General features: G+C 52.8%; 9 protein-coding genes and 1 tRNA gene. 2 read left to right on the top strand and 8 right to left on the bottom strand.

Annotated elements, in window-relative coordinates; all coding sequences use genetic code 11:
- Positions 1 to 215 precede the first annotated feature (215 nt).
- Both H6G62_RS03520 and H6G62_RS03525 read left to right on the top strand, forming a co-directional pair.
- Positions 216 to 1,136 carry an FTR1 family protein gene (locus H6G62_RS03520; protein WP_190492720.1) on the top strand — a complete coding sequence of 307 codons (921 nt, stop codon included), beginning with the start codon at positions 216 to 218 and terminating at the stop codon, positions 1,134 to 1,136.
- A gap of 97 nt (positions 1,137 to 1,233) precedes the next feature.
- Positions 1,234 to 1,307: transfer RNA gene (locus tag H6G62_RS03525), tRNA-Pro, on the top strand.
- Positions 1,308 to 1,492: 185 nt separating this feature from the next.
- Here H6G62_RS03525 and H6G62_RS03530 read toward each other — a convergent pair.
- From H6G62_RS03530 to H6G62_RS28225, 8 genes are all read right to left on the bottom strand, one after another.
- On the bottom strand, positions 1,493 to 4,198 hold the full coding sequence (locus tag H6G62_RS03530) for a phospholipase D-like domain-containing anti-phage protein (protein ID WP_190492721.1): 2,706 nt from the start codon (positions 4,196 to 4,198) through the stop codon (positions 1,493 to 1,495).
- Between the two features lie 4 nt (positions 4,199 to 4,202).
- Entirely contained in the window at positions 4,203 to 4,766 is a 564-nt protein-coding gene (locus H6G62_RS03535; protein WP_190492741.1) for a Uma2 family endonuclease, read from the bottom strand.
- 89 nt (positions 4,767 to 4,855) lie between these two features.
- Positions 4,856 to 6,007 carry a Fic family protein gene (locus H6G62_RS03540; RefSeq protein WP_199324709.1) on the bottom strand — a complete coding sequence of 384 codons (1,152 nt, stop codon included), beginning with the start codon at positions 6,005 to 6,007 and terminating at the stop codon, positions 4,856 to 4,858.
- A 130-nt stretch (positions 6,008 to 6,137) separates the two neighbouring features.
- Positions 6,138 to 9,194 (bottom strand): anti-phage-associated DUF1156 domain-containing protein, encoded by a 3,057-nt coding sequence (locus H6G62_RS03545; protein ID WP_190492722.1) that lies wholly within the window; start codon positions 9,192 to 9,194, stop codon positions 6,138 to 6,140.
- An 11-nt stretch (positions 9,195 to 9,205) separates the two neighbouring features.
- On the bottom strand, positions 9,206 to 9,472 hold the full coding sequence (locus H6G62_RS03550) for a type II toxin-antitoxin system RelE/ParE family toxin (protein ID WP_190492723.1): 267 nt from the start codon (positions 9,470 to 9,472) through the stop codon (positions 9,206 to 9,208).
- A 15-nt stretch (positions 9,473 to 9,487) separates the two neighbouring features.
- Entirely contained in the window at positions 9,488 to 9,727 is a 240-nt protein-coding gene (locus tag H6G62_RS03555; protein ID WP_190492724.1) for a hypothetical protein, read from the bottom strand.
- Positions 9,728 to 9,794: 67 nt separating this feature from the next.
- Positions 9,795 to 10,007: a DUF2283 domain-containing protein gene (locus tag H6G62_RS03560; protein WP_190492725.1), complete on the bottom strand. Its 213-nt coding sequence runs from the start codon at positions 10,005 to 10,007 to the stop codon at positions 9,795 to 9,797.
- 141 nt (positions 10,008 to 10,148) lie between these two features.
- Positions 10,149 to 10,604 (bottom strand): DUF4351 domain-containing protein (locus H6G62_RS28225; protein WP_190492726.1); only part of this gene is annotated, 456 nt, incomplete at its 5' end.

Raw genomic sequence — 10,604 nt, forward strand, 5'->3', positions numbered from 1 at the left:
GCAACGCCCCGACTTTTCTTAAGGTAATTGGGGAAACAGGGGCTATGGCCTGGATCGTGGTTGGTAACGAGATGGCCTCCTGCTAACCGTATCCGTCTTTCCCCCCTGCGAGCCATTCTGGGCAAAGTAGGCCCGGTTGAGGCGGCCAGGAATAGAAGAGTCTGACACAATACTAAAGAGACCCCAGACGCTCTACCCTTGCTCTACCTAGATCCATGGACTTAACCGCCGCTCTGCCCACCTTTGTCATTACCCTGCGCGAGGGGGTGGAAGCCGCCCTCGTCGTGGGCATTGTGCTGGCCTGCCTCGCCAAGGCCCAACGTCAGGCGCTTAACCGCTGGGTTTACCTGGGCGTGGTAGCGGGGCTGGTGGGCAGTGTGATGATCGGGGTGGCGTTGGGGTCTGGCTTGCAGCAACTTCAACAGGTGTTGCCCAACCTGCAAAGCATCATCAAACCCTTGCTGAATGTGTTGTTTGGGGCAGTGGCCATCATCATGCTGAGCTGGATGTTGTTGTGGATGACCCGCCAAGCCCGCAGCCTGAAGGGGGAAATCGAAGGCACCGTCCAATCGGCCCTGCAAGATAACCAAACCGCCGGATGGAGCCTGTTTAGCCTGATCTGCATTGCGGTGCTGCGGGAGGGCTTTGAAACGGTGCTGTTTGTGTTTACCAACGTGGAGGCCAGTGCCGCTGCCGCTGCGGGAGCCTTCGCCGGACTGCTGGGAGCCGCCCTAATTGGCCTCGCCCTCTTTCGCTGGGGGGTGCGGATTAACCTCAAGCAGTTTTTCCAGGTCATGGGTCTGCTGCTGCTGTTAATTGTGGGTGGTCTGGTGGTGTCGGTGTTCAAAAACCTCGATGCCGCCCTCGCCGCCATCAGCCAGCTCGATACCCAAACCCTTGACCTCTGCTTCTCCCAAACCTCCTGCGTCCTCGGCCCCCTGGTGTGGGATACCAGCGCAAGGTTGCCAGAGCGGCAATTCCCCGGCCTGATCCTCAAAACCCTGCTGGGCTATCGGGATCATCTCTACCTGGTGCAACTGCTGGCCTATGTCGGCTTTTGGATGATCGTGGGGGGGCGCTATTTCCGCAGCCTCAACCCCCTGCCCCCCGCCAAAGCCGCCCCCAGCAAGCCCTAAATCCTGAGCAGGCTTTTCCCCAAGACTTTTTCCGTTTTCGGTGTTTGTGATTAAGACCTGTGTTATTCTAGTTGAGCACAATTAATCCGTGCGATATCGGGGCGTAGCGCAGCTTGGTAGCGCACTACTTTGGGGTAGTAGGGGTCGTGGGTTCAAATCCCGCCGCTCCGATAGACAAAAACCTCGCCGTTTGGCGGGGTTTTTGCATTTTGAAAAGCATCACGTTGGAAAGCATCACGTTGGAAAGCATCACGTTGGAAAGCATCACGTTGAAAGGCATCAGCTTGAAAAGCAGCATGATCACGATTCTTCGGGCTGTTAGCTTCCTACAACCCTAGGTTTGGCATCGAGCCACCTCACCAAGGCTCGGAAAGCTTTTCAATCACATCCTGACGGGATAAGACCTCAGAACACAGCTCCCAGCGGTTTTGGTCGGGTTCGAGGGTGGTTTCGTAGCGCAGCTCGAATTGATCGCGGGCTTGCTGGCGCAGGTGCATGTATTCATCCATCCTGTGTTCGAGGTTTTCGATGTCCTCAATCCAGTCGTCTTCGATGGTGTCGGGGAGGCCACCAAAGAGGTCGTAGCGGTCTTTCATGCGGCGAGAGAGGGCTTGGTAGACCTTGGCATCTTGGGTGTCGTGGTAGACCAGGTTGAGCATGTCCACGGTGGGACGGGCTTGGCCATAGCGTTTGATGCGGCCCAAGCGCTGCTCTAGACGGGCGGGGTTCCAGGGCAGGTCAACGTTGATTAGGGTGCCTAGGGTTTGCAGGTTTAGCCCTTCACAGGCCGCATCGGTGGCCACCATCAGGCGGATTTCGCGATCTGCGACCCGCGCCTTAAGTTTGTCCCGTTCGGTCGCAACGAACTCATGGCCCTTGAATAGGCCGCTCTTGCCCGTGCCTGCATAGACGCCGATGGGTTCTTGGGGCATGAGTTTGGCGAGTTCTGCCCCAATGAAGTAGGCGGTGTCGTAGTACTGGCTAAAGATGATGCAGCCATGCTCTAGCCAGGTCTTGCCTTCCGTGCGGTGCTGGGTGAGGAAATAGCGCACCGCCGCCAGCTTTGGGTCACGGGCTTCGGAGCGGGATAGCTCATCCACAATGGTCTGGAGGTGATGGATTTCCTCCTCCTCTAGGTCGTTCAGGATGCTGTTGATCAGGGGCAGTTGTTCCTCCTCTTCGGGGGCTTGGCGGTCGAGCATCTTTTGAGCTGTCTTTTGCCCGGAGGCAAAGCTGGAGCAAATGCGTTGCAGCAGGAGGGATTTCATCAGCCCAGCGGCTTTCGTGCGTTTGCGAAGGGCCGTGGTAAAGGCTTCGGCAGCTTCGTAGGCCAAGCTGAAGGGCAAATTGGTCATCAGCCCTAGCCCACTGAAATCCAGGCCGGGATACGCCTGGTGGGAAGCGTCGGGGTCGGGGTGAATCTTGACCGCTATTTTTTCTAAAAGTCCGGCCTCTTCTAAGGTTTGGCGGCGACGTAGGACGGTGTGGCGCAGGATGGGGTTGTGGGTTTTGAAGAACTCTGGATCTAGGGCTTGCCCTAGCGCCTGCTGATCTAAGAAGCCCAGGGAACCAAACCCCCGATCTGTGAAAAAGCTTTGCTCCGGTAGATCCAGGGAGAGGCGTAGGCTCAGAAACAGCGCATCTTCGCTGGCGGGGGGAAAGGGGGTTTTGATCCAATCCCAGGCTTGGTGTTCGGTGCTGGGCCGCTCGTCGCCTTTGACGATGGGCAGCGCTTTTTGACAATCCACCCAACGGCTAACGTACTCGCGTCCCAACACAAAATCGACGCCACCGTTGAGAATTTTGAGCAGATCCCAGAGTTCTTCAACATCGGTTTGGATGGGTGTGGCGGTGCCCAACAGCAGGTTGCGGGTGCGGGGGGCCACCTTCAGCATGAAGTCGAGCAGGTTGTTGCAGTCTCGCTGCTTTGCCCCCAAACCACCCCGGCGGCGGGCCTTGTGGGCTTCATCTAGCACAAGGGTGCCGTAGCGACGCTCTAGCAGGCGTTGGCGTTCTGCCGAGTCTTGGAAAATTAGCCCGGTGGAGACAATCGCAATCCGGAACGGACAACGGGCGATGTCTTCCGGCCCACGGGTTTTGATGATGTGCCCCTTGGGGTCGATCCACACTTTTTTGTTGGATGACCACACAGCGCTGGGGATGCCCAGCTTATCCGCCAGTTCTACCTGCCATTGCAGGGTGAGGGTAGAGGGGCAGAGGATCAGCACTGGCCCATCGTCGAGTAGGGCGGAGGTCATGGCGCTGGCGGCCAGGGAGAGGGTTTTGCCCACGCCCACTTCATCGGCCAGCAGTAGGCGAGCTTTGCCGTAGGTTTCTCGATGCTGCAAGAATAGGGTGACAAAGGAACGCTGCCAGGGCTGGAGCTGTTCGCCGCCCCGATAGATGGGGCTTTCGGCTAGGGCCGCAGCGGGCAGGTCGGTGGGGGCCACCTCAGGGAAGCGAATTTCCCGCCGTTGGGCAATCCGTTTGACCTCTTCAACAATGGCATCGGGCAGGGGGTAGGCATCGGGCCAGAGGGCATCAAATTCCTCCTCCACCCAGGCCACACCCTCTGGGGAGGGATCTTCCCAGAGAATTTCGTAGTTGTGGGCAAAGGCACTGCGGGTTTCGTTAGTGGAGCCGAGGAAGCTGGTCTTGGTGCCATCGGCGGCTTCGATCACCCCAGCTTTGCCGTGGATGAAGACCCGATCTTTGGGCACCACCCGAATCTCAATGCTGCCGCTGGTGAGCAGGTCGTACAGGTAGCGATAGCGGTCTCGGTGGAGCAATGCTTCCATTTCGCAGTCCACTTGGTTCCAGCGCTCTTTAAGGAACCTATCGCGGGCGTATTTTGAAACGGTGACATCGCCAATATCTAGCTCGCTGTTGCAGATAATCTGCACCCTGGGAATGCCGATCACCGCTTCCCCCACCAGCTCGAAGATGGAGCTGCGGAAGTAACCCGCAATGCGTTTATAAGACTTAGCCCCCTGGAGCCGATCTCTCAGAAAGGCATGGTCGAGGCGCTGGCGGCGGGAGGAAAAGCGGTTGATGGTGCTCATGGCCTTAGGCTGGCAGGGTTAACCAGGCAAACACATCGGCGGCGGCGAGGGCCAAGGTCACCTCAGGCAGCACGGGCAATGGCTCTGGGCCTTGGTAGAGTTTCACTCGTGATTCTGGAAAAACCACCAAAATGCTCTCGGTGGCTGGATCGACCAGCCAGCCCAGTTCGGTGCCGTGCTCTGCGCTGTGCAGGAGCTTGGCCAGTACCAGGGTTTGGGGCTGTTCTGGCGACAAAATTTCAATCGCCCAGTCGGGATGAAGGTCAAAGCGGTTGGCTACACGCCCCGATGGCTGGCGGGGGATGCGCGACCACCGAAACACCGCTACATCTGGCACAACGGTGGCCCCACCATAGACACAGCGCAATTCTGGAAAGGCGTAGGCAACCTGAGCGGACTGGGCGACGGCATTAATCACCTTCAACAGTTCGCCTTGGAGAATGCTGTGTTCGCCTTGGGGCATGGGCTTTTGAATCATTTGACCGTTGATCAATTCGCTGGCGGGTTTGGTTTCGGGCTGTAGTAGAAAATCTTCCAGCGTTAACGGTTGCAAGGGTATTTGTACCATCATGCTTCCCAAAAATACACCGAGAGCTTACACAGAGAGCGCAGCAAAATTAGTTGACTTTTGGAGAAAGGGGCGGTGCTAAACGTTCATTAATCGCCATAGGCAATTTCTAGAATTCTAGGTGCAAAGTAGATTCTCGGACGTTCTAAAATATCAGACTCAACCACAATTTGAGCATTGACTAAGCGATCTACATCGGAACGGGCTGTATTGTAATGAACATTACAGATAGAGGCCACTTGGGGCACACTGATAGCCGGGGATTCAAACAAGTGATCGATCAGTTTATTCAAGCGCACGTTGCCACCAGCCTGGGAGAGGCTTTCCATATACTGGCTCCGTAAGGTCAAAAGCTGCTCAAATCGATAGAGTGCATCTTTAGACTGTTCGATGGTGCCCCGGAGACAGAACGTAATCCAATTCAACCAGTCATTACGGGTGCTGACCCGATACAGTCCTTCAATGTACTCATCTTTATATTTGTCGAAGAATGAGCTGAGGTAAATCCAGGGTTTATTCAGCTTACAGTTTTGGTAAATCATCAGCGATAGCAAAAGTCGTCCGACTCGACCATTGCCATCCAGAAAAGGATGGATAGTTTCAAATTGATAATGCACCATAAAGCAAAAGATCAACGGATCAATCTCATGCTCTTGATGAATGAATTTCTCTAGCCAGTCGAGACAAGGCATGACCTGATGGGGAGGGGGTGGAATAAAACGTCGATCTGAGCCAATGTGAACCTGGGAACGGCGGAAATTACCCGGATCTCGTTGCGCTCCTCGTACCCCTGAGAGCAGCGTCCTGTGCATATCTCGGATGAAATTGAGGCTAATGGGTCTAGACTCCAAAGCCTGAATAGCGGATTCTAACGCCGTACTGTAGTTCAACACTTCACGCCAAGCATTCACCGGATCGTGGGCAGACTTAGGCTCCCTAGGCTCTATTTCAAACAATAGGAGCTGTTGAGGGGTGGCGTAGGTTCCTTCCAAACTGGAAGACCGTAGAGCTTCCCGGCGTTGGAGTGGACGCAGGAGGAGGTTGTAATTCGGCATAAATCGACCCACGCCGTCCAGCCGAGCGAGGGCTTCCCGTGCCTCGACCAAGAGAGGCCACAGTGGATCCGGTACCTGCCAGCGATTCGGCAAAGGGGCTGGTATGAAGGCCCAGTCCTCGTCATCCCGAACGGTGATGGCCCACAGTTCACCGGGGGCATTATCTGTGAAAGCAGACCGATTCAAGATTGATTTATCCCCTCAATATTGCAATTACCCAGCTTGAATTTCAATTTTACACCCATTTTTGAAATTCAGCATCCGCGAATTGCAATGGGTTGCCCTCGCCAGCGCAGGAGGGCACAGCCGATGGTTATCATCCTAGGCGCTGGTTTTGGATGAGGTCGCGCAGCACACGGGCGGCACTCGCTTCATCGGGACGATGCTCATCCAGGCGTTTGGCCAGGTAGTCGGCGAGTTCTACGGCGAGTTGGCGCTGGGTGGTGTCGCCGTAGTAGTTGGGGATGTTGAGGCTGAGGTGGGCCAATACCGCATCGCTGTCGAGGTCGTTCACCAGTTCCATCAGGGCATAGAGGACGGCCCGTAGGACGGTTTGATGCAACTGGGAGCCTTCGCCCATTTCGGCGCGGCCAAATTCTAGGGCGGTTTTGAGGCGGGCGTGGTTGGCCCGTTGGTCGCCCATCAGTACCTTAAAGTCTTTGACCTTAAAGGCTTTGGCAAAGTTTTGGTAGTTGTCTAGCTTTTGGTTGCCACGGGCCTCTAGGTCTACCATTTTGAGGTAAAAGCGCTCGGCCCCACTGAGTTTGTGCCAGTGGCCTTTGTCGATGCCCTGGGGAACAAGGCATTGGTTGGCGGTATCCACCGCAAATTTAATTAGGTCATCCACAAAGGTGACTTTGCCTTTGACTCTGGGGCGAATGGCTTCGGTGGTCATGTCGCGTCCGTCGATGGTGGCATAGCGGGTGAGCACGCGCAGGGCCGCAGCATAGCCCGCCATTTGAATATCCGCATCTTCAAACACGTTTTCGTCGCGGTATAGTCCTTTGGCCTGCTGGTTTAGGCCCGTTAGGGTTTCTACCTGATTCTCGACTTCTTCTTGTAAGTCCCAGGCCAGATCATCGCGGGTTGTTTTTTCTTGCCCAAGTCGTTTGCGGCATATCAATAAAACCGTACCCTTGACATGGCTACCATCTCGAATCGCACTATCTGTTTCTGTTGCGACGTACCAAGCAGCAGTAACTTGCAGACCAGAGGCCCATACAATATTGGCCATGTCAGCCCAAATAGCCTCAGCGTTGTGAGTAAACATAATGACCTGTATGCCATTTTCGGCCATACACTCAGTCATTCGCTTGTAAGCAGCAACCATATCTTGACGGAAGTTCTCATCTTGCCCCTGAATTGCCAGAGAACGCCGCCCATCCCATACCCAGGTTGAAAAGCCAGGGGGAGGATCCTTACGCAGCCAAGCAACAAAATAATCAAGAATTTCTTCATATTTTACGGCATCACCATAGGGTGGATCAGTAATAAAAATATCACTCTGAACCTGAATCTTGTCTGCACTGGAAGAATCTACCTTTGAAGTGCCAGATATAGGAGAATGCTTAATTTTTTTATCCAGAACTGATAGTAGATCTCCAGTAGAACGAACACCAAAGTTGTATAGAGTATTTAGCGCTTGATTATAAAACACATTTGAAGTGCTATTACTTGCACCTCCTATTTGTTTGCCTTTGCCATCTTTTGAAATTCTCGCTGAGGAGGTAGTCCATCTACTTAGCTTGCTCCCAAAATCTAATATGCCTGCAAATTTTACTGCCAGGGCTTCATCATGCAGATGACTTTTAATAATTGCAAGTGTCAATAGATGTCTTGGCACAAATAAATGGTGCCAATAAGTCCATCCACGAGATCTAATCAAATCCTGACCCTGATATCGGGGAGGCCCACCAATCTCAATTCGCATATCTGGTATCCAGCCTGAAGACTGCCAATCCCTAAGGTGTTTAGCAACATAATCTTTGACTTTCTTCTCTCGATTTAAGTCTTCTCTCGAAATTGAGCGAAATTCATAAATATCCCTTTTAGTGGAATCTCTTGACTTCACCCATTGAATACAATACAAGCGTTCATGTAGCAAGTCATCTGGGTGAGGCACGAAATCATGCTTATCCCACTTTCTTAGTTGATTTTCAGTTGTTCCGTCAGAAGTTCGATAGTCGCCTCGAAGCGTTGATAGCTTTGTCTTATAAGTTATGCCATCAACCTTATGGACAAGATTCGCTTCTTCATACTTGCTATCTCTGCCAATTGTCCCTGTCTCAGCCGCTTTCATAGCTTCAGGACTGACATCACTTAAAATTTCTATGTCATAGCGCTTGTTGACTGGATCAGGTACTAATTTAGCGATAACCCTATAGCCCTTGCTGATGACTAAACTTGGTAATAAAGGCACCATCCATCCCGTTTGCGGACAGCGCACCTCCACACAATATAAAAACACCTTAGCCCGCCACCCATTACCATCCGTTTCCACGCCCAAACGGTCAATTTCTGCCTGAACTTTTTCCACTAATGCCTTTTGCTCTTGGGCCAGCTTTTCTCGGCTTTCTGCCGAACCACCCACAATGTTAAACGCGCCCCACGTCAACATACAGGCAATCGGGTTTAGGTCAGAGGCATACACATCGCACCCCAACCGCGCCGCCTCAAACGGTATTTGGCCCGACCCACAAAAGGTATCCGCCACCTTGGGCCGATGGCCAAAGCGCATAATTCCCAACTGCTCCACCAGTTCAGGAAACGAGTGGGCCGCTGTGCCCAAATGCTCGTTCACCGCCTCCCAAATATGGTCATGCACCCTGTCCATCACTTCTTCAGGACGGTAGGCTTTATCTACCCAATCCCGATAGGAAGCCGTTGGCAACAGTTGCACCTCCAGCCGCCGTTTATCCAGTTCGCTAAGGTCGGCTCGCCAGGTTACTTTAATACCCTTATAGGCCGGATCACTCCAATCTATCGGGCTAGATCGGGGCAACATCCCCGCCGGGGAAGCCTCAAAATAATCCTCAATATTGGCAATAGCCAGCGTTTCTAAAATTTCCTTGGGCTTGGGCCGACGCTTCCACCGCACCGCAAAGGATTCGGCATCCATCGCCATCAGTTTTTCAAAAATTTCTAGATCGCGGCTGGGGTTATCCGTCGCAGGCAGCAAACAGCCCAAAATACACGCCTTATTCAAAATCAACGGCTTGCGGCCCTTCCAATAGCTACCCAGTGCCGTCAGCGTTTTGCCAGACCCCGCCATCTGTTCCTTATAGGCTTCCGCCGACAGCTTTTGCACAGGCAATAATTTTTCAATCAAAGCCGGGGCATCTTTCAACGAAAACGGCGTAACAGAATTAGGCATGGGTACAGTGCTCAAGAGTTATCCTTATAAATTTCTCTGCGATGCTTACATTGCAGTATTTCTATTCTTAAGTCCGCATCAAAAATTTCATATCTAATGCGATAGTTTCCGACTCTAAGCCGATATTGAAAATCATACCCTTTTAGCTTAACCACCCCGACAGGCCGAGGCTCTGACTTAAGCAGTACGATTTTTTCTATAACCTTGGCTTTTATCGTGGTGGGCAATCGGTTAATTTGTTTTTGCACAGACTTGGCAATAAAGACAGAGTAAGGCATTGTCAAAACCCATGCTCAATTCACTTGAGATTGAATAAAATCATCAATCGTCATCGCGTCTCCCTGTTGGTATTCCAGCTTGACAGATTCTATCTCTGCCTTCGTTTCAGAATCTTCTACGTAGTCTTCTTCCTGTGCCTCAAAGATCTGTTGTTCAATAACTTCAATCAAATGTCTTTTGGCTCCCAAATCAAGGGAGGCTACCGCTTGAATCAGCGACTCTAGCGAGATTTCTAAGCTGATGGTTGTAGTCATAGTTTCTGTTCAATAAAATGATTAAGAGTTTTGTTGGGTCCCGCTTCGTTGCACTCAACCTACAAGATTAAGCAACGCTACTTAATTGAGCCACCAAAGGATGATCTTGGGGCAGATGGCTAACATTCAAAATCGAAAATCCAATCACATTACCATCCATATCCACCCGTTCCATCACAGAGTCATGATCAGTCTCGCGCATATAGCCCATCCCATCCGCAAACGTTACCTCTAAAAAATCTGCCTCCCGATCAAACCAAACCTTTACATACTGGGCCATAGCTCCACTCCTTGCTTTACCTTGTCTATTAGAGTGAGATGCACAGTTGCTAGGTTCTAGATCCCCCCAGTGCCTAGCGGGCTAAGGTTCACTCTTTACCCCCCTTATCAAGGGGGGCAGGGGGGATCATTGCAATGTACTTCAGTCGTTCTCTCCCTGGGATTGGAGCCAAGTGGTCAATTCGGCTAGGGTGGTCAGGTCTAGGAGCGCCTCGCCCAAATTCTCCAACTGGGGCAACCCCAGCGCCTGCACCTGGGCCATCACCCCATCGGGCACCTCCCCCAACCGCCGCCGCAACAACCGCTGCACCAACCGCACCGCCTCCGCCTGCGAACCTTCCTGCAAGCCTTCCTGCAAGCCTTCCTGCAAGCCTTCCTGCAAGCCTTCTTGTCTACCTTCCTGTCTGCCTGTTTGGATCCCATCCTCCTTGGCTTCTTGGTAGAAGCGGGTGTCTTGAATATTGACGGCAAAGCGGGCTTCGATTTCCTCGGGGCTGAGGTCTACAACTTCCCGTCCGCCATCTTCCTTAGCTTCTTGGTAGAAGCGGGTGTCTTGGATATTGACGGCAAAGCGGGCTTCGATTTCCTCAGGGCTGAG

The sequence above is a fragment of the Phormidium sp. FACHB-1136 genome (genome assembly GCF_014697375.1).
Lineage (GTDB): Bacteria > Cyanobacteriota > Cyanobacteriia > Phormidesmidales > Phormidesmidaceae > Nodosilinea.

Coding starts and splice junctions, on each gene's coding strand:
- H6G62_RS03520 (WP_190492720.1), top strand. CDS start 216: ATGGACTTAACCGCCGCTCTGCCCACCTTTGTCATTACCCTGCGCGAG.
- H6G62_RS03530 (WP_190492721.1), bottom strand. CDS start 4,198: ATGAGCACCATCAACCGCTTTTCCTCCCGCCGCCAGCGCCTCGACCAT.
- H6G62_RS03535 (WP_190492741.1), bottom strand. CDS start 4,766: ATGGTACAAATACCCTTGCAACCGTTAACGCTGGAAGATTTTCTACTA.
- H6G62_RS03545 (WP_190492722.1), bottom strand. CDS start 9,194: ATGCCTAATTCTGTTACGCCGTTTTCGTTGAAAGATGCCCCGGCTTTG.
- H6G62_RS03550 (WP_190492723.1), bottom strand. CDS start 9,472: ATGCCTTACTCTGTCTTTATTGCCAAGTCTGTGCAAAAACAAATTAAC.
- H6G62_RS03555 (WP_190492724.1), bottom strand. CDS start 9,727: ATGACTACAACCATCAGCTTAGAAATCTCGCTAGAGTCGCTGATTCAA.
- H6G62_RS03560 (WP_190492725.1), bottom strand. CDS start 10,007: ATGGCCCAGTATGTAAAGGTTTGGTTTGATCGGGAGGCAGATTTTTTA.